The organism is Chloroflexota bacterium, from assembly GCA_023475225.1.
Taxonomy (GTDB): Bacteria; Chloroflexota; UBA6077; order FW602-bin22; family JAMCVK01; genus JAMCVK01.
In genome coordinates, this window is sequence record JAMCVK010000036.1 from 88,263 (window position 1) to 112,037 (window position 23,775).

The 23,775-nt window shown below is 55.0% G+C and carries 25 protein-coding genes; 9 read left to right on the forward strand and 16 right to left on the reverse strand.

Annotation, left to right across the window (positions count from 1 at the left end; all coding sequences use genetic code 11):
• Positions 1–14: 14 nt before the first annotated feature.
• The 4 genes from M1136_09070 to M1136_09085 are packed head-to-tail and all read left to right on the forward strand — an operon-like array spanning position 15 to position 2,892.
• Positions 15–1,598, forward strand: a complete 1,584-nt coding sequence (locus tag M1136_09070) for an inorganic diphosphatase (protein MCL5075777.1) — start codon at positions 15–17, stop codon at positions 1,596–1,598.
• Positions 1,599–1,607: 9 nt separating this feature from the next.
• A complete protein-coding gene (locus M1136_09075) occupies positions 1,608–2,102 on the forward strand; it encodes a HEAT repeat domain-containing protein (GenBank protein ID MCL5075778.1) in 495 nt (164 codons plus the stop codon).
• Positions 2,087–2,704: a histidine phosphatase family protein gene (locus tag M1136_09080; protein MCL5075779.1), complete on the forward strand. Its 618-nt coding sequence runs from the start codon at positions 2,087–2,089 to the stop codon at positions 2,702–2,704. The genes M1136_09075 and M1136_09080 overlap by 16 nt, the downstream gene beginning before the upstream one ends.
• Before the next feature lie 47 nt (positions 2,705–2,751).
• Entirely contained in the window at positions 2,752–2,892 is a 141-nt protein-coding gene (locus M1136_09085) for a hypothetical protein (protein ID MCL5075780.1), read from the forward strand.
• Positions 2,893–2,961: 69 nt separating this feature from the next.
• On the opposite strand, the gene M1136_09090 is transcribed toward M1136_09085, so the two are convergent.
• From M1136_09090 to M1136_09100, 3 genes are all read right to left on the reverse strand, one after another.
• A complete protein-coding gene (locus tag M1136_09090) occupies positions 2,962–4,002 on the reverse strand; it encodes a ParB/RepB/Spo0J family partition protein (protein MCL5075781.1) in 1,041 nt (346 codons plus the stop codon).
• On the reverse strand, positions 3,992–4,759 hold the full coding sequence (locus M1136_09095; protein ID MCL5075782.1) for a ParA family protein: 768 nt from the start codon (positions 4,757–4,759) through the stop codon (positions 3,992–3,994). The genes M1136_09090 and M1136_09095 overlap by 11 nt, the downstream gene beginning before the upstream one ends.
• A 532-nt stretch (positions 4,760–5,291) precedes the next feature.
• A complete protein-coding gene (locus M1136_09100) occupies positions 5,292–6,494 on the reverse strand; it encodes a putative sulfate/molybdate transporter (protein MCL5075783.1) in 1,203 nt (400 codons plus the stop codon).
• Positions 6,495–6,870: 376 nt separating this feature from the next.
• Here M1136_09100 and M1136_09105 point away from each other — a divergent pair, with 376 nt between their 5' ends.
• Together M1136_09105 and M1136_09110 are read left to right on the forward strand one after the other, a co-directional pair.
• A complete protein-coding gene (locus tag M1136_09105; protein MCL5075784.1) occupies positions 6,871–7,914 on the forward strand; it encodes a 4Fe-4S dicluster domain-containing protein in 1,044 nt (347 codons plus the stop codon).
• The gene (locus M1136_09110) at positions 7,915–8,172 is read left to right on the forward strand and encodes a sulfurtransferase TusA family protein (protein ID MCL5075785.1); all 258 of its coding nucleotides are present in this window, start codon (positions 7,915–7,917) and stop codon (positions 8,170–8,172) included. It begins immediately after the preceding gene.
• Here the strand turns inward: M1136_09110 and M1136_09115 are convergent.
• Positions 8,157–9,194, reverse strand: a complete 1,038-nt coding sequence (locus M1136_09115; GenBank protein ID MCL5075786.1) for an aldo/keto reductase — start codon at positions 9,192–9,194, stop codon at positions 8,157–8,159. The genes M1136_09110 and M1136_09115 overlap by 16 nt on opposite strands.
• A gap of 182 nt (positions 9,195–9,376) precedes the next feature.
• On the opposite strand from M1136_09115, the gene M1136_09120 reads away from it, so the two are divergent.
• Positions 9,377–9,610, forward strand: coding sequence for an SHOCT domain-containing protein (locus M1136_09120; protein ID MCL5075787.1), 234 nt, complete (start codon positions 9,377–9,379; stop codon positions 9,608–9,610).
• A gap of 34 nt (positions 9,611–9,644) precedes the next feature.
• On the opposite strand, the gene M1136_09125 is transcribed toward M1136_09120, so the two are convergent.
• Positions 9,645–10,451: a YwiC-like family protein gene (locus M1136_09125; protein MCL5075788.1), complete on the reverse strand. Its 807-nt coding sequence runs from the start codon at positions 10,449–10,451 to the stop codon at positions 9,645–9,647.
• Between the two features lie 359 nt (positions 10,452–10,810).
• On the opposite strand from M1136_09125, the gene M1136_09130 reads away from it, so the two are divergent.
• Positions 10,811–11,470 (forward strand): cytochrome c, encoded by a 660-nt coding sequence (locus M1136_09130; protein MCL5075789.1) that lies wholly within the window; start codon positions 10,811–10,813, stop codon positions 11,468–11,470.
• Positions 11,471–11,520: 50 nt separating this feature from the next.
• Complete coding sequence (locus tag M1136_09135) at positions 11,521–12,915, forward strand: cbb3-type cytochrome c oxidase subunit I (GenBank protein MCL5075790.1); 1,395 nt, start codon at positions 11,521–11,523, stop codon at positions 12,913–12,915.
• A gap of 98 nt (positions 12,916–13,013) precedes the next feature.
• Here M1136_09135 and M1136_09140 read toward each other — a convergent pair whose 3' ends face one another.
• From M1136_09140 to M1136_09190, 11 genes are all read right to left on the reverse strand, one after another.
• The gene (locus tag M1136_09140) at positions 13,014–13,718 is read right to left on the reverse strand and encodes an acetate--CoA ligase family protein (GenBank protein MCL5075791.1); all 705 of its coding nucleotides are present in this window, start codon (positions 13,716–13,718) and stop codon (positions 13,014–13,016) included.
• Entirely contained in the window at positions 13,715–15,154 is a 1,440-nt protein-coding gene (locus tag M1136_09145; GenBank protein ID MCL5075792.1) for a CoA-binding protein, read from the reverse strand. The genes M1136_09140 and M1136_09145 overlap by 4 nt, the downstream gene beginning before the upstream one ends.
• Positions 15,112–16,035, reverse strand: coding sequence for a thiamine pyrophosphate-dependent enzyme (locus M1136_09150; GenBank protein ID MCL5075793.1), 924 nt, complete (start codon positions 16,033–16,035; stop codon positions 15,112–15,114). Before M1136_09150 ends, M1136_09145 begins: the two co-directional genes overlap by 43 nt.
• Before the next feature lie 12 nt (positions 16,036–16,047).
• Positions 16,048–17,253 (reverse strand): pyruvate ferredoxin oxidoreductase, encoded by a 1,206-nt coding sequence (gene porA / locus M1136_09155; protein ID MCL5075794.1) that lies wholly within the window; start codon positions 17,251–17,253, stop codon positions 16,048–16,050.
• Positions 17,250–17,522 (reverse strand): 4Fe-4S binding protein, encoded by a 273-nt coding sequence (locus M1136_09160; GenBank protein MCL5075795.1) that lies wholly within the window; start codon positions 17,520–17,522, stop codon positions 17,250–17,252. The genes porA and M1136_09160 overlap by 4 nt, the downstream gene beginning before the upstream one ends.
• Before the next feature lie 3 nt (positions 17,523–17,525).
• Positions 17,526–18,071, reverse strand: a complete 546-nt coding sequence (locus tag M1136_09165) for a 2-oxoacid:acceptor oxidoreductase family protein (GenBank protein MCL5075796.1) — start codon at positions 18,069–18,071, stop codon at positions 17,526–17,528.
• A 2-nt stretch (positions 18,072–18,073) separates the two neighbouring features.
• Entirely contained in the window at positions 18,074–19,180 is a 1,107-nt protein-coding gene (locus tag M1136_09170; protein ID MCL5075797.1) for an ABC transporter ATP-binding protein, read from the reverse strand.
• A gap of 8 nt (positions 19,181–19,188) precedes the next feature.
• On the reverse strand, positions 19,189–20,016 hold the full coding sequence (locus tag M1136_09175) for an ABC transporter permease (GenBank protein MCL5075798.1): 828 nt from the start codon (positions 20,014–20,016) through the stop codon (positions 19,189–19,191).
• Entirely contained in the window at positions 20,009–20,917 is a 909-nt protein-coding gene (locus M1136_09180) for an ABC transporter permease (GenBank protein MCL5075799.1), read from the reverse strand. The genes M1136_09175 and M1136_09180 overlap by 8 nt, the downstream gene beginning before the upstream one ends.
• On the reverse strand, positions 20,908–22,236 hold the full coding sequence (gene larA, locus M1136_09185) for a nickel-dependent lactate racemase (protein ID MCL5075800.1): 1,329 nt from the start codon (positions 22,234–22,236) through the stop codon (positions 20,908–20,910). The genes M1136_09180 and larA overlap by 10 nt, the downstream gene beginning before the upstream one ends.
• Before the next feature lie 61 nt (positions 22,237–22,297).
• Positions 22,298–23,416: an ABC transporter substrate-binding protein gene (locus tag M1136_09190; GenBank protein MCL5075801.1), complete on the reverse strand. Its 1,119-nt coding sequence runs from the start codon at positions 23,414–23,416 to the stop codon at positions 22,298–22,300.
• Positions 23,417–23,775 lie beyond the last annotated feature (359 nt).

Here is a 23,775-nt window from a genome sequence, read left to right on the forward strand (position 1 = left end):
TTCAGTAAGAGGCCATGGTTAGGGGGTTAACCGGCGATATGAGCCATACTCAAGTACAACGCTCATCTGATGGGATGACCATAGACGTATTAATTGAGCTACCGGGCCATGACTGCAATATATATGAATATGACAAGCGCCGCGAGGCCATCAGGCTAAAACAAGTTCACTATGCCACTGAGCACTATCCGGTGGATTGGGGCATTATCCCACATACCCTAACCCCAGAGGGGAGTGAGCTGGACGTTTTACTGGTGACAAACCAGTCTAACTTTCCCGGTTGCCTCGTGTTGGCCCATCCCATCGGTTTCCTGGAGCGGCGTGATGGTTCGGCAACGGAACAGGCAGTGGTCGCTGTTCCGTTGGGTGATTCTCAGCTCAACCATATCCACGATATCCAGGACCTTCCATATGATCGCCGCCATGGGATAGAAATCCTCTACAATCATCGTGGAGAACAGCTGATCACCGATACCCTCAATTGGCATGGGGCAGTTGAGGCAGAGTATCTCATCCACGAGGCTCGCCGTAGGGCTACTCTGGAACGCCTTGAAGGTGAGAGTGAGAGAGGGCGGCGTGGTGGCTTCGGCTGGAAGGCGGGGGTTGGACTCAAGCCCCGCTGGCTGGCCACAGAGATGGAGGCCCACACGGCGGCAGAATACGCTGTCCATAAGCTACCTTATCGCTTCCAGGAGTATGTGGAGGATTGCCTGCTGCCTGAGGAGAGGATATTGCTCTTCATCAGCCGTCCACCTGTAACCAGTAGATGGTCGTTTATCCGCCGCAAACAGTTGAATGAGGGTATTCTGGTAATCACTGACCGGCAGGTCATGATGATGACCGATACCATCCCGCCTGATTCTACGCTGGTTCATTGGGGATATAAGGCGAGAGTGAGCGCCATAGAGAGGCTCTCTACAGTGTACGTCAACAAAGATTCATCCTACGCTGTCTTAAAGTTAGTCTTCGAGGCCCTTGCCGGAAAAGAGACAATGACTATCGAGTTCCCCACGGATCAATGGCTGTGGCTGGAGAGGGCGAAGGAATTGTTAGAAAGGTTTATTCCAGGCGAGGCCTCCACAGCCTTACGGCGACTCTACCAGACAGAGGGACAGAAGGATCGTCGTGGAGTGGTGCTGGTTGATTGGGATGATCCGGCGAGGGAAGCGAGCATAACTGAGCTCAGCGCCGTCCTGCCTCAACTTCTGGGGGAGGGCGAGGAGGTGCTGGCGAAAGCCTTGGCCCCATCCTGGCCAGCGAAGAGAAGGCTGCCAACACTGTTAGCGGTCACTAACCAACGGGTGCTCCTCCTCCCAACCGACTATCGTAGGGCCGAATCTGATGGCTGGGAAGCTTATGCTATCGGGGAACTCTCCTCTGTAGAGTTGCATCACTCCCTTCTTGGCTGCTGGATTGAATTGGCCGTCCCGGCCGGTGATATCATCCGGCGGATTAGGTTGGAGTTTGAGAGCCCATCCATCAGACCATTTCGTAGTGTCTTCTCAGCCACTCGTCAGTTGATGGGGCAGCCATTCGCATCAGCGGAGCTCCAGTCATCTCATCTTGTGCCGATGAGGGATAAGAGAGTACCGGTTTAGGGTTAGCAGATGGTAATCTATTGCCCACGCTGCTGGATGGAGAACAGTCCTGGGAGCACGGTTTGCCAACGTTGCGGGGCTTCGCTCCAGGGACTAGCCGAGGAAGACTTTGTGGCCAAGTTGATCTCCGCTTTAAGGCATCCCGAACCAGCCACGCCCCGGCGGGCTGCCTGGATCCTGGGCGAGCTACACGAGGCCAGTGGTGTCGAGCCTTTGATCAAGGCGCTGGAAATCAGCAAGGATCCCTATCTCCTGGAGAGCATTGTGGAGGCGCTGGGCAAGATAGGTAATGCGCGGGCGATCGAACCGTTGGCTCAGCTACTCGGCACCTCTTATCTGATCGTCAGACTGGCGGCAGTAAGAGCTCTGGCCTCCATCGGCGGCAGGCGAGCAGCATTGGCCTTGGGCATGGCGACAATGGATGTAAACAATACCGTGCGCCAAAGCGCCGCGGAGGCATTGGTGGCCATGCGGGAGAAGGAGGACGAATGGGAGAAAAGATGACCCGAATCATCCTGGTGCGGCATGGCCAAACGGAGTGGAACAGGGTGGAGCGCTTCAGGGGAAGGGCGGATGTAGGGCTTAATCAAACCGGCTTGATTCAGGCGCAGGCTGTGGCCCGACGGTTAAGGGCTGAGGGCTCCCTCGTGGCCGTTTATAGCAGCCCCCTGAGCCGCTCGCTGGAAACGGCCAGACCGATCGCTGAAATGTTTGGTCTTGCGGTTCAGCATCTCGCTGGCTTAATCGATATAGACTATGGTGAATGGCAGGGACTCACTCCAGAGGAGGTAGCAGCGAAGTATGCAGCCCTCTATCACTGCTGGCAGGAGAAGCCCCACCTGGCCCAGATACCAGGTGGCGAGAATCTGGGCCAGGTGCGGCAGAGAGTGGTAGCCGCCCTAAATGAGGCGATCGCTCGCCATCCTGGTCAGACCATCGTTCTGGTATCCCATAAAGTGATTTGCAAGGTACTGCTCTGTGCTGTCCTAGGGCTAGATGATTCCCACTTCTGGCGGATAGAGCAAGACAACGGGGCTATAAACATAATTGAGTATCAAGACGGTGTATTTACCATCCGACTGGTTAACGATACCTGCCACCTCTGAAGTTTCCAGCGTATATCATCCCTCATCTACGCTGGAGCCTCTTAGGGATGCTAACTGACTGGATTGGGCAGCGAGGACTGTTGGCCCTGGACTACCTCTTAGGCGTCCTAGTGACTGATGGCTTTCTGGTCTCCCTCATCCTACCTCTGCCAGGTGTACGCTACTTGTTGATGCCTTGGGCTGGATAGAACCCATATTGCTACCGATGACGTCCTCTGGCAGCGGCCGACGATGGTAGCACCTTTAGAGCATAGAACCTAGAGTTGGGGAGATGCTTGTTCCCCCAATTGCTGAGTGAGGGCAGTGTGAAAGGTCACAAGCGGAGTGAGGAGTCGTTGCAGGTAGAGTGGGTCGTCCGTATCAAGCTGGGAAAGGGGATCCTCCTCCATCTCTAGGAGGGCCAGGGCACGGCTGAGGTGCGTACCCAGCTCCAGGGCAAATTTGGAGACCTTGGGCTGCTCCATCTCTGGGGTGTTGAATCCAAGGACCGCGGCGACTACCTGCCGAACTGGCCTATGTGGCCAGCGGCGCAGTTCTTTGGCTACGGCCATGGCCTTACGACTGGAGAGGCGGAATTGGCGGATGGTCCGAGCCAGCTCGAGCTGGAGGTTTGGATATTGATTTAAGTGTACGATGGCCCTGACCTGGAGCTCTGGCGCATCCTCCCCTAATTCACGGCGAATCTCAGGTGGCAAGCGCAAGAGGGCCAGGTAGTTGCGGACCATGCGGCCGGATATGCCCAGGTAGCGTCCCAGCTCCTCATCGACCTCGTTACTGGTGGGTTCAGGAACGCGGGTTCCTAACTCCTCGCGGATCTGCTCCCGCAGGGCGCTGATGGCCTGAGCATACTCAAAATCGGTCAGGTTGCGCCGGTAGAGATTCTCGTGCAGCTGGGCCTTAAGGCTATCGACATCGTCCCGGGCGAGTACGGCCAGGATCTTAGGCATGCCCGCCAGCTGGACAGCGCGCAAGCGCCGCTCGCCGGTGATCAGTTGAAAGGCGCCGTCGGGGAGACGACGGACAAGCACTGGTTGCAGCTGGCCAGTAGCGCGCATGGATTCACCCAGATCTCTCAGAGAGCGCTCATCGAACTTCTTACGCGGTTGTTTGGGATCAGGGCGGATGCGGTCGATGTCGATCCAGTAAGCCTGAGCGAGACTGGCCCCCTCCGTCTCCAAAAGGGTGGCGGGCTTGGGGGGTGTAGTTTGGGTATCACGCAGATGGGCATCCAGGTCGAGGGGAAAACGGCGCTCTTGCGCCCTCTTCTCGTAGTCGGGGCGGGGTGATTTACTGGCCATTGAGCACCTCCTGAGCTAGTCGGCGGTAGGCTTCAGCCGCTTCACTGTGGCGATCAAAGATAGTGATGGGTTGCTGTGCGGCATAAGAGTCTCTATATCTTACCGTACGCTTGATGATTGTGCGAAATAGTGCTCCTGGATAGGCGGCAGCGATGATCTGAAGCATACGTTGATCGTGGATGAGGCGGGCATCGTACATATTAATGAGGATACCTAAGAGTTTGAGGGCGGGATTGAGCATCTCATCGCGGGCCGTGAGGAGCGTCTGATGTAGCTCCTGCATGCCGTCCCAAACGGCCATATCGCATTGGGTGACGATGATGACCTCGTGAGCGGCCACGAGGGCCATCATGCTCAGCTCTCCCAGTTCCGGGGGACAGTCGATGAGCAAAAAGTCATAGGGATGGGAGGAACGTCGCACCTTACGGGCGAGGGAAAACTGCCAGGGGACATCACCCTGGCGCAGGACTGTACGGGACACGGCTAGATGGCGCGTGGCCGGCACAGCGTCCAGCCCGAAGGGAGTGGTACGGATGACATCCACCAGGGTGACCTCTGGCGACAACAGGAGATGCTCTGTAGCCGGCTCACCGGGACGCAGCTGTATCCCCAGATACTTGGTGAGGCTGCCCTGTGGGTCAAAATCAAGGAGGAGCACCTTCTTACCCCGTTCGGTGAGGGCGGCCCCCAGGTTGACCGCGGTGGTAGTCTTGCCTACCCCTCCCTTCTGATTGGCAAAGGCGATGATCCGAGTCACTGATGTCCCCTTCCTGACCTCAAGCAGCCAGGCCAGGAACGCGAGTTCCTAGCTTCATGTGGGCCATTCCTTAGCTGGGCATCCTGTGGGATACGTCCGAGAGGATCGTAACAATCGGACGGATCCAGCAGTGGCAGTATACATGACTGTGGCTAGAAAAACAATGTCCTTTTTGAGAATGTTGAATATCTCCCCCAAATCCGCCTTCAGGGGGTTCAAGGAAGTTCTTCAGGCTTTTCGCAGACTGGGGTGTATCCCCAGTCCCCTGCCAAAGGGGCTACGCCGGTAACCGCAAGGGTTGCCCCTACAACGATTATGGCACGGCACATCTGTGAGACCCCTGCCAAGGGGACACAGCCCCCTTGGAACCCCCACTGGTCAACAGTCTCTTTTTCGAACGATCCTTGGATAGCCTTTCTGCTGGTCGGTGTGGGTCTGCACAGCCTGTAAGAGAGCATAGAACTTGCTACGGATGATCCTGCGTCTGACGAAACGAACTGATAATGACAAGGCAGGAGCCTGGGCCATCCGCTTAGACCTTTATGATCCCTCTTTGCAGAGCATAATACAAAGTGAGACCAGCCAGGAAGGCCACTCCCATATTGATAGTGGCTACCCCAGCCGTGACCAGCAGCACGTAAATATCCTCTTTACGGTCGCCGATATCCTTGATGATGGAGGCCAGCTCCAGGCCAGTGAAGAAGAGGATGACTCCCAGGATAGCCTTCGGGATCATCCAAAAAAGGAGCGTCACGGAATCACTGAAGAAGAGTCCTAAGGTTAGGATGATGATCCCCAGAATGACCAGGGCACCTCCTGTTCTGGCCCCGAAGCGGACGTGGCCAGCCATGCCCCCCGCACCATGGCAGAGTGGCACCCCACCGATGGAAGCGCTGACAATGTTCATAAGGCCATGGTCAAGGCAGATCGTCCGTGCCTCAACCGGGCGCCCCGGGAAGAGGGCATTGTTCTCGGCCACGATGCCCAAGATGGCATTGCCCAGGGTGAGTGGGACCTGGGGCAGTCCCAAGATAAGGGTTCCCATAACCAGGTCATGCCAGGTGATCTTGGTCAAGGTTTGTTCCGGCAAGCGGAGGTGGGGCGAGAGACGGTGCAGATCAGCGAGCATGGTGGGATTCTGAATGAAGGAGACGGCCAAGCCAAAGCCAAGGACTAGCAACAGGGCGGGTAAGCGCTCATTGGAGAGGAAGAGGAAAGTAAGCCCCAGAGCGATGACGGCGATGATGGGCTGATTTCCCATCATACCTACTCCATCCATAATGAAGCTCAAGCCAAGCCCCAACATGATGCCATACATGATTGGTCTAGCCATGATCCTTGCTAGCCAATTGATGGTGCCGGTTAGAGCCATCGTCAGCCAAAAGATGGCTGTGAACAACCCTGAACCCCAGATCATGCCATGAGTGATCATCTCAGGGTGAGCGATGGCCATCCCTCCGATGGCCTTCATGGGCTGCACAGAGATGGGAGTCTTAAAGTATAGTCCGACGAAGATCTTCATGATCCCGAAGGCGACGAGGATGCCCGAGGGATCCAAACCGTTGATCATAATGTAGGCCACAACGAAGGGAATGAAGGTCCCCAGGTCGCCGAAGGCACCAGCCAGCTCGGCGCGATTATAGATATTGCCTCCGAAGATCATCCTCTGGATTCTTCTAACCATTTTACCGACCAATTCATTCTCCACGGGAGACCTTATCCCCAAATTGTTCACTGTTTTCTAGACTCCTACCTTGAGATCAGGGATTATCGCTATGCCTTTCCTTGCTTCCGATCAAATGCCATAAGTGAGCAGAGAAGATCTCTCAGTCCAAAGAAGTATATAACCCTTGAGCCAGACGGTCCCATCAGGTCGTTAGGCTAATCTTAGCCTAACGATGACCCGAAAATCAAGGTGAGATGAAGCCGCTGTGAGCAATTAAGGGATGCCAAAATTATAGAGCATCTACAAGCAGTTCCGTTTCAGCTTGACAAGACGGATACTTCTGCTATAATGTAGAGAGGATAATGGATAAAGTTGATAGAAATTATCAACTTTATCTGCGGATAATGAACCACTTGACGAACGGCCCACCTGGAAGGAGGAGAAGATGTCGATCAGTACAGAAGGAGAAAAGGCAATACTCATCGCTGGACAAGAGATACGCATTCGACCAGAGGAGCTTAAGTCTGGAGGGCTCATCCCCCAGAAACAGAGAAATATGGTTACGGTACGCTGTATGGCCCCGGGTGGACGAGTGACTGCCACACGCTTGAAGCGGATCGCTGAGGTGGCCGAGAAGTACGGCCATGGCGTGGTGCATCTGTCAGTGCGTATGTCCCCAGAGATACTCTATGTACCACTGGATAAAGTAGAGGCGCTGGCCAAGGAGCTTGAGGAGGTGGGACAGCGTATCGCCTCCTGTGGTAAGCGGGTACGCGTGCCCACGGCCTGCGGTGGCTGCGAGTACAACCCCAATGGGATCACCGATACCCAAGCCCTCGCCGAGGAGGTCAACGCGCGCTACTTCGGTATCGAGGCTTTCCACAAGTTCAAGATAAGCTTCTCCGGTTGCCCTATAGACTGTCCCCGCAGCCGAGAGTCAGACCTGGGCTTCCAGGGGCAGGTGGAACCTGAATTGGTCGCTGACCTCTGCACCGGTTGCGGACTATGCGTTCGCGCCTGCCAGGACGATGCCCTCTCTATGGAGCCGCTATTGAAAACACCCCGGGCCCGTAATGGTCTACCTGTGCGCGACGCAGCTAACTGTCTCTCCTGTGGAGATTGCATCAAGGCCTGCCCTTTCGAAGCCATGGTGGCTAAACGTAAGGGGCATGCCATCTATGTCGGTGGCAAGCACGGCAAGCATCCCCACGTGGCCTATCCCTTGGCCGAGTTCGTGCCTGATGAAAAGGTCTTCCCCCTCATTGAAATTGTTATGCAATGGTATAAGGAGCACGGTAAGAGGGATGAGCGCCTTGGACTCACCATCGATCGGGTCGGCATCGATAGTTTGAGGATGAGGCTAAAAGACGTCATCGGAGAGAATCTGCTAGGACCAGAGGACTTGGCCAAGCCGAGATGGAGAAGGATCTTCTGGGCCGGGACAGCGGACACCTTCCCAACCTACAGTGAATTAGGAGACGAGGCCTAGATGGACTCTTTGAAACCAGACCGTTCCTTGGATCTGCGGGGGACCGTTTGTCCCTTCAACTTCGTCAAGACCAAATTGGCCCTGGAGGAGATGGCCCCCGACCAGCTCCTGGAGATCATCATCGACGACGGCGAGCCCGTACGTAACGTCCCCCGCAGCATCAAAAATGAAGGACATAAGATTGTCGAGGTGGAGAATTGGGGCAATGCCTTCCGTCTGTTGATTCGTAAGGTCAGTGATCATCAATCCCTACCCTGAAGCTCAGCATAGGCTGCACACAGCTCCTTAAGTTTCTCCTGTAACAGGGTTGGGATGGCCAAATGATAGGGGCAACGGGATTCGCAATCGCCGCACTCAAGGCAGGATTCGACGGCGCTGGCCAATCGCTGAAAGCGTCCCCCCTCTAGCCAGCGGGGACCGAACCTCTTCACCACCAGCGTGCTCTTCAGAACCTCGGAAATTGGTATCCCTTGGGGGCAGGGTTGGCAATAGTCGCAGGCACGACAGAAATTGCGGCCCACCAGACGGAGCTCCTGCTCTATCTCAGCCTCCTCCTCAAGGGTAAGATGCGGATTCAGATTGCCGACGCTGGCGTTCTCCTCCACCTCAGCTACGCTCATCATGCCCGGTATGGTAAGCGTAACTCCCCTTACTAGGACGTATTTGAGGGCCAGTTTGGGCTTGGTTAAAGCGCCTCCCCCGAGGGGTTTCATACCGATTACAGCTATGTCCAGCTCATGGGCAAGTGGGATCACCTCCTGCTCCACCTCGGTTTCTACGAAGTTGAGAGCGACCATCAAGGTTTCGAATTCGCCACTGCGCAGCCCGACCAGGGCCATCCGGTGGCTATGAGTGGACATTCCAATGTGGCCGACCTTGCCTGCTGATTTAGCCTCTTCGAGGGCCTCCAGAGCACCACCAGGCCCCATAACCTGGGCATAGATCGTCTCATTGTCAACGTTATGCAGCTGGTAGACGTCGATATAGTTGGTTCGAAGCCGTCGTAAACTTTCAGCAATATCTCTGGCCGCTTCGGCCTTCGTCCTGGCCAATGTCTTGGTGGCCAGGTAGACCTGAGAACGTCTATCTTGTAGGGCGCTACCAATTTTCTCCTCGCTATCAGTATAGGCGCGTGCCGTATCGAAATAATTGATGCCCATATTGACCGCGCTGGTCAGGACTTGCTTAGCCTCCGCTAACCCAAGTCTCTGGATAGGAATCCCCCCGAAACCGATCACGGAAACATCCAGACCGGTCCGTCCCAGCCTCGTGTAACGCATCCTGTGCTGATCCTCCTAAAGTAAGATTGGGGAATGTATTATAGCATATACACTGTTCCCTCTATGCTGCCCTGTGAACAGGAATTTACTCACAATATCTCCATAGGCTCTTCACATTGTTTCTATATTCCCCCTGTTAGAATAACCTTAGTGAATAGTTGTCAAGGTAGGAGGGGTATAAAATGATGGGTTTCTATGGAGGCTTCGGTTGGTTCAATATGCTCTTTATGAGTTTGTTTTGGATCGGTCTTCTCGCCCTGGTCGTCTGGGGATTGGTCGGTCTGTTCTCCAGAACCGGCGGGACTTCCTGTGGATCATCGGCTGGATCGTCGGCCTTGGAGATACTGAAGGCGCGCTATGCCCGTGGGGAGATCACCAAAGAAGAGTTCGAGGCGATGAAGCGGGATCTCAGCTAGGAGACCTAACGAGCACCTCAGAAGTCTGAATCGCTTAGATCATCCTCTGGGGGAGGCGATAGGTTAGGATAAGGAGAACACAGAACAAAAGGGCATGGGCCAACTCTATGAAGCCGATTCTTTTGATGCTCGTTTCCATTTGGGACGAGAATATTGCGGTCAAAACCTTAAAGGCCAGCGGCAGAAAAGCTAAAGGTACAAGGAGGGGGATATAGGCGGCTAGAACTAGGCCACTAAGGGCCAGTATCAGGACGGACTGATAGATGGCCATATCCCTGGCCAGGGACCACCCCTCGTCGCCCATCGCCGACATTCGCCTGATCCGCCGTCTGACCAGCATCTTTACATAAAAAACACTGCTGCCTGAGTAGAGGAAACACAGCAGCCATAACCACAGGGCGATGTTATCCAGCTGACCGCTAGTGGTATAGTAAGCCCCCGGAGCGGTCAATGAGAGCCCAGCTATGCCCAGCAGTTCGCCCCAGGCCGTTCGCTCCAGGTGGTAGCTCCCCAGGTAGACTTGTGTTAAGAGTAAGATCAAGCCAAGTCCACCCAGTGGGATCAGCCCCCAGCGCCCATAATACAAAAGAAGCGGTGTGCTTGATACAGTCCCCAAGGCTCCATAAGATAGTAACCAGAGGATGGGTTCGCGCTGTTCCCCGCTGTTTCTCTTGACGAGAAGGGTGAGAGGGTAGCGAGCCAAGAAGACGAATAAAATAGTTAGCAGAAATAGGATGGTTTCCCAACCGATTCTTCCAGATACGCCGCTCCCCACTACAAAAGGCACCAGCAGCATAGCCCAGGCACCGTGCTCGCGAGGGATAAGGAGGCATCTACTCATCTCTCTTTAGCCCCTTCCAATTCGCTTCAAGGCGATGGACCACCCCGTATCTTTGGCATCACTACGGTTAACCCACAACCAGTCGCCATTCGACCGGGTCGTAGTCAGGCATATCTTTATGACTGAATAGTGGCAGCGTCTCTATCTTCCTCATCGCTAAGTCAACCATGTCTGTTCTGCTTCATCGTCACTATCCTGCGGCTAATGTATAAAACGTAGGCTGACATTTGGTCCTGTGTATGTGACTTTTGTCACAGCCAGCAAGGGCACCTCAGGCTATCTTTTTTTACCTAGATACCGCGTGCCTCGGGGGCTACCCCAGATCATCCACAGTTGATTGAAGGAGGATGACAGAGAAAATGAGCAAATCTGTCCTGCGCAATGTCTTCATTTTCGGTTCACTTTTCTTCCTCATAGTGTTTCTGGCCCTGAGCTATGATTCACTCTCGCGGGTATCAGCCCGCACCCCCGCCGTGACTGCCGCTGTGGAGGAGGGAAAGAGGGTCTGGCAAGGGTATGACTGTATGGATTGTCATACTATCCTGGGCAATGGAGCCTACCTCGGCCCTGACCTTACCAAGGTGGTCGCTCAAAAGGGAAGCAACTACGTAGGTGCTTTCCTCAAAAACCCCCAGGAAACCAAACCCGGAGCCCTCATGCCCAACCTGCATCTCTCTGATAAGGAAGTAAGGGATCTAGTTGCCTTCCTCACCTGGGTTGGTGGGGTGGACACCAACAATTGGCCTCCCAAGCCCGCTGCCGCACCAGCGGCGAGCACTGAGCAGAAGGGTAGGGAAGTCTTTCAACAGAAGGGGTGTTCCAGCTGTCACGCTATCGCTGGTGTAGGTGGACATGTGGGACCTGACCTGACCAAGGTGGGTGATCGCCTCAGTGCAGATTATCTGCGCCGTTTCCTTAAGGACCCAGCTGCTGTGAAACCGGGGACGAAGATGCCCAAGCTGGAGTATACCCCAGACGAACTCGATGCCTTGGTATCTTATCTGGCGAGCCTCAAGTAGGGTGAGTTAAGAGTGGCATGAATTCTGCTATATTGAAGGAGGAGTAAACTATGCCGGACCTGACCCCTAAGTACCAATCCCAAAGGGTGTCTTACTGGTTCTTCCTCGTAGCCAGCCTTCTCTTCGTCTTACAGGTCGTGGACGGTATCATCATCGCGGCCCAATACATCTGGCCACAACTACTCATGTACCTCTACCCCTTTAATGTGGGAGGGGAGGTTCATCTCAACCTCTTAGTCTTCTGGTTAGTGTTGGGCTTCATGGGTATCGTCTATTATCTTGTGCCCGAAGAGACGGGACAGGAGATCTGGAGCACCCGCCTAGCCTATATCCAGCTGGGACTGCTGGTTCTCACTGGTGTAGCTGTACTGGTCGGTTTCATCGTGCCCCGTTACGGCTTAACCTGGACGGAGGGACGCGAATACATCGAGGCACCAAGATGGGCTGACTGGCTTATCGCCATCGGGGCGGTCCTCTTCGTGGTTAACGTCGGGCTCACTGTACTAAGGCGGATCAAACCGATCACAGCTACCCTGGGGGTACTACTGACCGGCATCATTGGTCTGGCTGTGGTCTATCTCTTTGGGATGCGCTTCTTCAGCAATCTGACTGTCGATCAATTCTTCTGGTGGTGGGTGGTTCACCTCTGGGTGGAGGGAACCTGGGAGCTCATCGCGGCCGGTGTGATGGCCTTCATCTTGATGCGCCTGACCGGTGTGGACCGGGCGGTGGTAGAAAAGTGGCTGTATGTGGAGGTGGCTCTTGTCCTGTTTACCGGCATCCTCGGCACTGGTCATCACTACTACTGGATAGGCACACCGGCCTACTGGCTCTGGGTAGGTGGATTTTTCAGTGCTATGGAACCGGTGCCTATCGTCCTGATGGTCTATGACACCTTAAGATATGTGCGAGAACGGAGGACAGAAATCACCAATCAGGTGGCCTTGCACTGGACGGTGGGGGGCGTCATCACCCATTTCTTTGGGGCTGGGGTATGGGGCTTCAGCATTACTTTGCCCCAGGTGAACTATTGGACGCATGGGACGCAGCTTACTCCTTCTCACGGCCATCTGGCCTTCTTTGGGGCTTATGCCACGTTGGTGCTCATGTCCATTTATACCTTCCTGCCGGAAATGAGAGGGCTCCAGAGGTTCGGTCAGAGAAGAGGGCTTACTGCCTTCTGGGTCATCAACGTAGGAATGGTTGGGATGGTATTGATGATGGCCGCGGCTGGGATTGTCCAGGTCTACCTGGAGAGGATGCTAGGAATTGACCACACCACAGTGGTGAATCAATATCTGAATTTCTGGCTCTTCTGGCGACTGGTCTTCGGCGTCGTCATGGTCGCCGGGGTGCTTATTTACCTTTGGGATTTCTTCGCCCTGGCTCTGGGAACAAGGGCCCCAGTCGCACGACCGACCGAGCAAAGGCCAGCTGTCGCCTAACCTAGAGGTCCGGTATGGTCGGCTTAGGGAGAAGGATAACTATCCGCGCTGCCCATCCTCAGAATCCCTGGGGATGGGCAGTCCGCCTGTGGCGGATTCTACAGTCCTATCTCTGGGTTGATCGGCCGTAACCCTATGCGGGCATCAAGTACAAGGGCGCCTGTTTCGTAGATGACGATCGGGTTAAGGTCGAGCTCGCTGATCTGAGGATAGTCGGTCGCCAGCTGCGAGACCTTGAGCAGGATATCGCTGATAGCGGCCAGATCGGCTGCGACGCCACGGTAGCCACGCAACAAGGGATAGGCCCGAATCGCTGTTATCATCTCCGCGGCATCCTGCGGTGTTATCGGGATGAGGCGAAAACAGACATCCTTCAGTATCTCAGTGAAAATACCGCCCAATCCGAACATCAGGATGGGGCCGAATTGTGCTTCAGTGCTCATCCCTACAATTACTTCCGTGCCGCTCTCAGCCATCTTTTGCACAATGACCTCGGCCGTCGGATCCACCCTCTCTACCGCCTGTTTGAGGTCACGGTAGGCCTGCTCTAGCTCATTCTTATTGCGCAGGTTGAGCTTAACGCCACCGATATCCGTTTTATGTACGATCTGTGAGGAGAGGACCTTCAGCACAACCGGGTAGCCAATCGCCTCTGCCGCCTGTAATACCTCCTCCAGTGTGCTGGCCACAAGACAATCTGTGGTAGGGATGCCGGCCAGGGATAGCACTCGCTTCGCCTCAGGTTCGAGCAGAAAGGTCCGCCCTTGCCGCTGACAGTCAGCCAATACCGCCCCGATGGTCATCGTTTCTCCCTTCGTCCTTTTCGTCGAGCATAATTGACCAGCCAGGCAGCTCCCCAAGCGGCCTCCTCAGCAGTGATGTAAAGGGGTATGCCCTCACGGTGCATCATTTCCATATGCTCCCTGGCCCCCTCCACGTTGGCTATGTAGCAGGTTACGGTTGGTTTGCCATACCGCTGCTTGGCACGAATGATCTCTGGCGCGGGGAAGCGCCAATTCTTATGGAGGGCATGCATAGCCAATAGCAGATCAACGTTGGGGTCGGCCATGAACACCTCGGCCACCTGGCCATACTGCTCCGGCTGATAGCCGAAGGCGGCGGCATCCAGGGGGTTCTTCAAGATCACGGGCACGTTTGGGCCGATAAGCGTGCGAACCCGCTCCACCGTCTGTGCACCGAGGGAGGATAAGACACAACCGCGCTTGGCCAGCTCGTCAACGACGATGATGCTGGGACCGGCTGTGTGGGTCATCACACCGACCCTTGGTCCAGCGGGCACCTGCCCGATAAGCAAAGCCTTACAGGCAGCTACTAGCTCAGCCACACTGCCCACGCTGATGAGTCCAAACTGTTGGAAGATATCTGTATAGACCTTATGCGAGGTGGCCATGCTCCCCGTGTGCGTGAGGGCTGACTGCTGGGCTATCTCAGTCTCACCAGCCTTGAAGATAACCACCGGCTTGTGCTGTGCTACTTCACCGGCCACCTGCACAAGTCGACGAGCATCCTCCGTTGCCTCCAGGAAAACGCCAATAACCTTTGTGGTCGGGTCATAGTCCAGATATTGCAGGAAATCAGCGAATTCCAGGCAAGCACGATTGCCGACGCCGATCCACTTGCTTATGGCCAGTCCTTCATCGGTGGCCTTCTCAACAATAGAGCGTCCCACCCCACCGCTTTGGCTGATGATGGAGAGATTGCCCTTCTTGGCTAGCCCCAGAGGATAGAATGTAGCGTTAAGATTGGCGTGGGTGTTGGCCAGTCCCAGGGTATTCGGGCCGATCACCTTTATACCGTATCGCCTGGATATGGCGACGAGGCGACGTTCGAGCTCCTCTCCCTCTGCTCCCATCTCTTTATAGCCGCCAGCCACGGCGATGGCCCCCGCTATCCCAAGCCGTCCACACGTCTCCAGCATTTCCACTGTGGCGTATTGATTAAGGGCGATGATAGCCAGGTCTATGGGAGACTCCACCTCCTCCAGGTGAGCGTATACCTTGAGACCGAGGAGCTCCTTATGTCGGGGATGAATGGGATAGATCTTCCCCTTGAATCCACCCATCAGGATGGCCTCCAGACAGTTGAAGCCCACCCTATCCGAGGAGTCAGTGGCCCCTATTATGGCCACGCTTGCTGGATTGAAGATACAGTCTAGTTGCCGAAGCTCTTCGTCTGTCAGCCAGCCCGCAGTGCGGCTAGCTGTTTGAGATATGCCCAATTGGCATCCACCTCTGCCTGTATTCTGGCGATCTCATCCCTATATCGTTCGCTGAACAGGTGACTGAAGCGGCCCTGTAGCCTCAGATACTCTTCCACCGCCTTCTTTCTCTCCGCCTTGATGGTCAGTCTGTACCAACGTCCATCCTCGACCTCATAGATAGGGAAGAAATGTGTTTCAACGGCCAACCTGGCGATCTTGATGGTCATATTCTCGGCAAACCCCCAGCCAGGCGAACAGGGGCTGAGCACGTGTATGTATGAGGAGCCATCGATAGCAATGGCCCTCTCCACCTTGCGGATATAGTCGAGGGGGTGAGCGATGGAGGCAGTAGCAGCATAGGGTATGCCGTGGGCAGCCAGGAGGCGAACCATATCCTTGCGTCGCTCCAGCGGCCTCGGTTCACCAAGCCTGTCTCCACCCACCGGTGTCGTCGTCGTCTTTGCCCCATAAGGGGTAGCGCCGGAGCGTTGTACACCGGTGTTCATGTAGCCCTCGTTGTCATAACAGATATAGAGGAAGCGATGCCCTCGCTCAACGGCGCCGGAGAGGGCTTGCAAACCGATATCAGTGGTACCACCATCGCCAGCCAACACCACTAGATTAACATCGTCCCTCTTGTGCAGTGAGCGTAGTCCGGCATCCATACCGGAGATGATCGCCGCGGCATTCTCAAAAAGGGTATGGATGAAGGGGAATTTCGGCGCGCCGGCGTAACCATAGTTCACACACATGCAGCCGGTAGCATTGGCCATGAGCGTGTTTCGCCCCAGGACCTTCGTGGCCATGCGCGCCGCGATGACTGCCCCACAACCGTTACATCCGGCTCTACCAGGGGCGACGAACTCCTCGTCAGTTAGCGTCTTCAACGTCGTGGCCATAGCATTTACCCCCTAGTCCTTGATCCCCCAGGCCTGGAGGAGGGCTCTATCAGCACCCGGCCAAATGGTCTCCCTCTTCGGGCGAGAGGCTCCGATCGCCTGCTTCATCTCCTGCACTGCCCTCTGAAGGATCGGGATGGTTACATCTCGACCACCAAGCCCGACAATAAAGTTCAGCGCTAAGGGACGTGTGGTCAAGTGGTAAAGGCTCTTGAGCACCTCGGGGTAAATGATACCACCCAAACCGGTGGAGAGTCCCCGATCCAGGACGCCAATCACAGCGGTCTTCTGTACGGCCGCAGCTACCTCCTGGGTGGGGAAAGGCCGATAACTCTTGATCTTGACCAATCCCACCTTCTCCCCCTCCTCTCGCAGAAGGCGCACAGCCGTGCGCACCGTGCCCATCATGCTGCCCATGCCGAGCAGTATCAATTCGGCATCTTCGCAACCATAGGTCTCGATGAGGTCATAACTTCGCCCAAATAGGCGAGCGAAATCGGCCATGCTCTCTCGGAGTACCTCCCTGGCTCGCAACATGCTGACATGCCTGTCATAGCTGAACTCCTCGTAGGTGTCAGGGAAGGCCATCACATTGAATATGCCTGGGTTGTTCACATCCAGGATGGGGTACTTGGGGGAATGGGCCGGCAGGAACCTTTTGACCTGTTCTGCCTCAGGCACATCAACTGGTTCGGAGATATGGGAGAGGAAGAAGCCATCCAGGCAGACCATGGCTGGTAGCAAGACCCTTTCATCCTCGATCGTCCGATAGGCGATCAGGATAGTATCCAGGGCCTCCTGGCAATTCTCAACGTAGAACTGCAACCAACCGGTATCTCGCTGGGCCAGGGAATCCTGGTGGTCGCAGAATATGGATACTGGGGCAGCCAGGGCCCGATTGGCGATGGCCATCACAATGGGCAAGCGGAGCCCAGCAGCCATAAACAGGCATTCGTGCATCAGGGCCAGCCCCTGCGAGCTGGAGGCGGTGAAGGTCCTGGCTCCAACGCAGGCCGCCCCAATGCAAGCAGACATAGCGCTGTGCTCGCTTTCCACCGGAATCATCTCTGCCTTGAGCTCCCCCTTGGCCACGTAGTTGGCTAAATACTCCACAATGGAGGTCTGGGGGGTTATAGGATAAGCGGCCACCACATTGACCTCAGCCAGCCTAGCCGCTTCGGCCACGGCGCAGCAGCCAGAAATATACTGTCTGCTCACAGCCGCTCCTCCACAACCATCTCTATGGCCTGAACCGGACACTCCTCAGCACAGACACCGCAACCTTTACAGTATTCATAGTCGATAACTATCTTGCCCTGACGGCTTATCACCCCATCGGGACAGTAAATCCAACAGAGGCTGCACATGGTACATTTGGCCATATCGACCTTAGGCACGCTCACCCTGGAGACCTCTCGGTTATGCCTAGAAAGTCCGCCTGGTATCCAGGGTGAGATGGGCCGTGCCTTTTGCCACGGATGTTCCATCGCTTAAAGCTCTCCTCTTACACTTTCGTATCCGGCCCGCATCGCTTGTACATTCAAATCGGCGACTCTCGCTGGGAACTCCTCGCCAATCACCTCTTCGATCAGGGAGAGGGGCACGATCCCAGTCACCCTGTTGAGGGCGCCTAGCAGCACAGTGCTGGGGATGGGGCGCTGCAATAGCCGGAGAGCGATCTCCGTAGCATCGACGCTGCACACCTTGAGCCCCAGTCGTGCACCGATATCTCGTGGGGAGTGGTTGCTATTCAGCAGAATGAAGCCATGCCTTTGCAATCCCTCCGTAGCCTCTGGATGATTTAGCAGGGTATGGTCAAAAATGACGATAATGTCTGGGTCATAAATGAATGATTTAATACTGATGGGCTGGTCATCTATCCTGGTGAAAGCCTTCACCACCCCTCCCCGAATAGCTGTGCCAAAAAAGGGAAAGGAGTGAGCCCACTTTCCTTGTTTGACAGCTGCCTTTCCCAGGAGATCAGCCGCGGAGACGACCCCCTGTCCACCAAGTCCTAAAAATCTTATTTCGTACATAGCTAAACTATCAGGAAGTGCTGAGGATCCATATATAGACTAACCGTAGCTCCCTGCTGAAGCGGCTGGCTCATCTCTACAGCATCGACGTAAGCCACGACACGACGACCAGAATCGAGGATGAGGTGTGCTTCTGTATGGGTTCCCTGATAAATCAGGGTAGTTAGTCTTCCCAGGAAGATGTTATGTGCCTCTGGGTCTACCGCTTCCACCAGTTTCACTCTTTCCGGGCGCACGATGACCTCAATATGTTCGGGCTCGCCTGGTAGCTTCTGGGCATCGAGACTGATGAGGATCTTACCCAGTCCCTCTGCTTCGGCCCAAGCTGTACGGGCATTTTGGCTGATCAGGCGGGCCTTGAATAGGTTCGAGGCACCAATAAAGGTCGCCACGAACTTAGTCCGGGGATTCTCATAGATGTCATAAGGCGTCGCTATCTGCTCGATCTGGCCGGCATTCATCACGGCGATCCGGTCAGATAGGCTGAGTGCCTCCTGTTGATCATGGGTGACGAAAACGGTCGTCACCCCCAATTTACGTTGGATCTCCTTCAACTCAACGCGCATCTCATCACGCAGCTTCTTGTCCAAAGCAGCCAGTGGCTCATCCAGGAGGAGGACCTTGGGTCTGATGACCAACGCCCTGGCCAGGGCCACCCGCTGTTGTTGCCCACCGCTGAGCTGCCGTGGGTATCTATGCTCATAGCCGCTGAGTTTGACCAGGGATAGAACCTCTTTGACCCGGTTGACGATCTCCGCTTTAGGCATCTTTCTCATGCGCAACCCGAAGGCGATATTCTCAAAGATGGTCAGGTGAGGAAAGAGGGCGTAATTCTGAAAGACCATCCCCAAACCCCGCAGGTAGGCTGGTACGTCGTTCACTGCCTCCCCATCGATGATCACCTCTCCCCTTGTCGGCTCGTGGAAGCCAGCGATCAGCTGGAGAGTGGTGGTCTTACCACAGCCACTCGGCCCAAGCAGGGACAAGAATTCACCCTTGTATACCTGCAAGGATATGTCTCTGACAGCCATCACCTCCCCGAAATGCTTAGATACGTCCCTTAATTCCACAATGATCGCATTATCTCCATTTCCATTTATCTGTGCCATGCTCGCCCTCACTTTATTTGCAGGATCTTGCTTATCCCGGCGATTCTATCAACCACCAAAAGGATCAGGGTGGTAGAGACGATGAAGGCCGTCGAAACAGCAGCCACCGTCGGATCGGTGAAGTTACGTACATAGGTGTAGATGGCTACCGGCAAGATCTCGGTTGTTCTAGCGCTGATGAATACCGAGGCAACGAACTCATTGAAGGAGATAATGATAGCAAACAGGAGCCCGGCGAAGATGCCTGGTTGCAGCATCGGCAGGGTAACATGGAAAAGCACCTTTGCCGGGTTCGCCCCCAGGCTGGCGGCAGCCTTCTCCAGGCTTGTATCGATATTTTGCAGGCTCACCCAAACGCTGCGCAGGACGAAGGGTATGATGAGGATAATATGCCCCAGGACCAGGATCTCTCGGCTGGCCATCAGTCCTGACCAAGCAGCGAAAAGCAAGAGCCCTAAGCCGGTTACTACACCAGGGACCATCAAAGGTGAAAGGAGTACCACGGCCAGCAGTCCAGCGCCGGGCAAGTTGGCTCTCTCAATGATGATCGCCGCCGCTATGCCGATGATAGCCGCGGCCAGGCTGGCCAGCGAGGTAGTATAAACACTATTGAAAAAGCCCCTCTGAAATTCTGACCGTTCAATCATGTTCTGGTACCAGTGTAGGGATAGCCCTTCAGGAGGAAAAGACAGAATAGCGGTGGGGTTAAAAGAGGCCATGATTACGACCACCGTGGGCAGAGTCAAATAGACCAACACGGCTATCACTACGGCCCAAAAAAGGAGACGGCCGCTGGTCCAGAGCAGTTTCTTTCGGGCGGGCTTACGTCTAACCATGCCCATTCCCCCTCCCGGGACGATTCAGGGCCCATTGTAATCCACCCATGACGAGTAGAGTCAACACTAACATGAACAAGGCCAAGGCCGCCCCGAAGGGATAATTGGCCGTCTCAATGGCCTGCTCGTAAATCGAGATGGCGATCATCTTCACCTTACCTCCACCCAGCATCTGCGGCGTGGGGAAGGCGCTGAGAGTCCAGGCAAAGATGACGATGGAGCCAGAGATGATCCCCGGGAGGCTTAAGGGCAGAGTCACACGCAGGAAGGTTTGCAAGGGATTGGCCCCCAGGCTCTGGGCACTCTTCTCATAAGCGACATCGATATGGCTGATCGCCGCCGCCAGGAGCAGAATCATCACGGGCAAGGAGTATTGAACCAAACCGATGATCACTGCCGTTTCAGTGAACATCATCTCTATCGGCTCAGAGATCAGCCCTAAACGAAGAAGCAGGGCATTCAGGAATCCGCTGCTGCCAAGCATAAGCATCCAGGAATAGGTACGGACGATCACCCCGGTAAAGAAGGGCACTACGGTGAGAATCAATACGATCGAGCTAAAAGGGCGAGACTGGGAACGAGCTAAGGCGTAAGCTACCGGATATCCCAGGATAAGGGTGAAGATGGTGGTATAGGCGCTGAGGCGGAAGGTGTCCATCAGGTAACCCAAGTAAAGGGGATCGAGGATTTTCCAGTAGTTGGCCCAGGTGAAGCCTCCGATCTGTAAGGAACCGGGGACGAAGGTGCGAAAGCTATACTGGAAGAGGAAGCCCAGCGAAGCCAGATAAACCAGCAGTACAGCCAATACTGGTAGCAGAAAGAGCAAGGCCAGCCGTCGCTTAGGGAGACGAGAGATGCGGTCCGTCAGTCCGATCGGCAGCTCTTTCTCCATTACAGCCATGGCTCTGTCATCTCCGTTGATAGGATGGGGAAGGTAATGGAACCTTGAGGCATTAAATAGGTGATCGGTGTGTCCATACCCAGCAGATGATAAGCCATCGACAGCGCTTCATCAACAGAGTGGGCAGGGATCGTGCCACTCACTCTGACTTGTTCGTCAAGCAGCTCAGAGACAAGAATTACAGTGTGGGCCTTGGCCTGCACGCAGAACCCGTAGGCCATAGCGCCACCAATGGTGCAGTAGGCCCGCAAGCGGTCCTCTTTCTCTTCCAGGCTATCCGGGCTGGTGAAGATCTCCTCGAACTCTGCTCCCCCCAATCCCTGGCTACACTCAGCTAAGAGGACGATCACCCCTCCCGGACGCACCGCCCGCACAGCGTTATCCAACGTCTTGTAGGCTTGATAAAGGTTGATATCCTTCGGCCATCCCCCGCAGGAAACGATGACCAGTTCTGCCCTTTCATCTAAGGGGGCAGAGAAATGCTCTCTGACGAACTGACAACCAGCCAAATGGGCTGCTATTAGGTCACCTCCTACTATATGGCTTAGCTGATGCTGCCCATTGACCACCACGTTGACCAGAAAATCAGGATGAGCATGCCTGGCTATCTCGACCATATCTGCGGAGAGCGGATTGCCCTTAAGACAACCAGAACCGACTGATAGATTCATTCCCCTGGCGGGTGGAGGATTGAAGAAAAGAGCATGGTTCGTCTGTACTGTATCGAAGCCAGCTATCCCAGGCATGATGCCCTTTTTACCGCCCCCAAAGCCGGCCAGAAAATGATATACGATACCCCCAGTGACGATGACCCGGTCAGACTCAACAACTTTCTTATTCAACTCGATGGGGGTGCCCCGCACCGTTTTTCCCAAGTTCACTAAATTAGCTCGATCCAGGCAATCATGACCCTCAATCCGCACCCGGGCTGCGACCTCAGCGCCATAAACGGTCAGGACCTCCTCCCTGGTCAAAGAGCGATGTGTGCCCTGTCCGATGATGACAGTGATGTCATCATCGGATATGCCGCGCTGATTCAACGTGTCGAGGATTGGCGGGATGAGCAGATCATAGTGCACCCAGACACGGGTGATGTCCCCGCCGATGATGGCCACCTTCTCCCCTCTTCGCACGATATCAACTAGTGGTGGGGAGCCGATAGGTTGGCTGAGGACACGCCGCACGGCCGCTCTGACATCAGGCAGATTAGCCACCCTCTTGCCGCTGAGCAGGCCAAGGAGGTTTTGCCTTGGCAGAGAAATAGCTAGCTGCGCCCTTCCATAAGCGAGCTCAAAGGTCTTCTTCTCTAAAGAGATCATTATACCTTATTAGCGATCCTGCACATCCTCATCCTGAGGATGTGCAGGATATTATCCGGCCCTACTTGGCCACGATCTCGCGGTTGAACCATTCCTTCCAGGCGCTCATCATCTTGGCCCGTTGTCCATCATCAATCAGGTAAGCCTTCGTCTTCCAGTCATCCGGTGTGGCCAGGACACCTGGCTGGCCCTTTAACTCAGGAGGGAGATTGGCCTTCATGTTCATCACCCCGCACTTGAAGGAGGCGGCCAGCTTCTCCTGGACATCCTTATCAAGCATGGTGTTTATGTACTTATAGGCCGCCTCCCGGCGAGCCGGGTCGATCCCCTTCATTATGGCGACCGTGTCGATACCAACCACTGCCTTTTCCTTCGGGTCGACTATCTTGACCGGTACACCCTGCTCCTTGAGGTGGAAGGCGTTGATGCTGAGCATGACCTCGATCGGTGCGTTGCCGGTCTTCAACAGGTCTTGACTCTGGGCATCGGTAGCGTAGAAGCCGGCAATGTTGGGTTTGAGGGCCTTGAGCTTCTCCTGCCCCTTCTCCCACTGGAACTCATTGCCGCCTGATAGCAACGCACTCATCACGATGATATGGCTGGGGTCGAAGTCGGGCAAGCCGATCTTGCCCTTGAACTCTGGCTTCCAAAGGTCAGCCCAGGAGGTAATATTCTCTTTGATCAGGTCGGGGCGGTAGACGATGGTGTAGACGTAGGACCACACACCCAGGTGATAATCGCTGCGAACCGCCTCCTTGAAGAGATCCTTGGAGTTGGGGATTTTGGAGAGATCGAGCTTCTCGAAGAGGTCATCCGAGATGTATAGGCGCCCCATATGAGTGGTGGTGAGGGTGATATCCACCTGAGGCTTGCCCTTAGCCGCCCTGGCCTTGGCCAGGCGATCGACCGTGCCACCGACTTCATACTCGACCTTGATCCCCGTCTCAGCAGTAAAGCGTTTGCTTACCTCCCTATCCAGCGTATCTTTCCAGTTGCCACCCCAGGTACTGACTACGATGCTCTCTACCTTAGGTGCAGGGGCTGCGGCCTTGGTGGGCGCTGGGGCAGCGGCCTTCGTGGCCGTAGGCGCAGGTTGGGCGCCCGGGGCACAACCCGCCAAGCCCACTATCAGGACATTAACCAACAGGATCACCAACAGGATACCCGTGACTTTTCTCACTCCCATTTACCTCCTAATAAGATGAATCTTCTCCCTAATCAAGTAGGGGAACACCAGTGGCTATATGCTGAGGCGATCACCCCCTATCAGAGGCACTCCAGGCTCTGCCTGGAGCAGGGCTTAGAATAACCCAAAGTATACGAAAGAGCTAGGAAAAAAGATATGTTAAAAATAAATGATTTTTAGGGCCAAAATTAGTACACTATGTAGTAATCCACCTGTGAGGTAACCGGTCTCTCATAAAGCCCGGCATGGACAAACCAAAGCGCATTAACTATCATGGGAAAGCCGAATAGCAGAATTGCCAGGGGTAGGGGCCTGGGGATGTGTCCCGACTCTCATAATGAAATCTTGAAGGG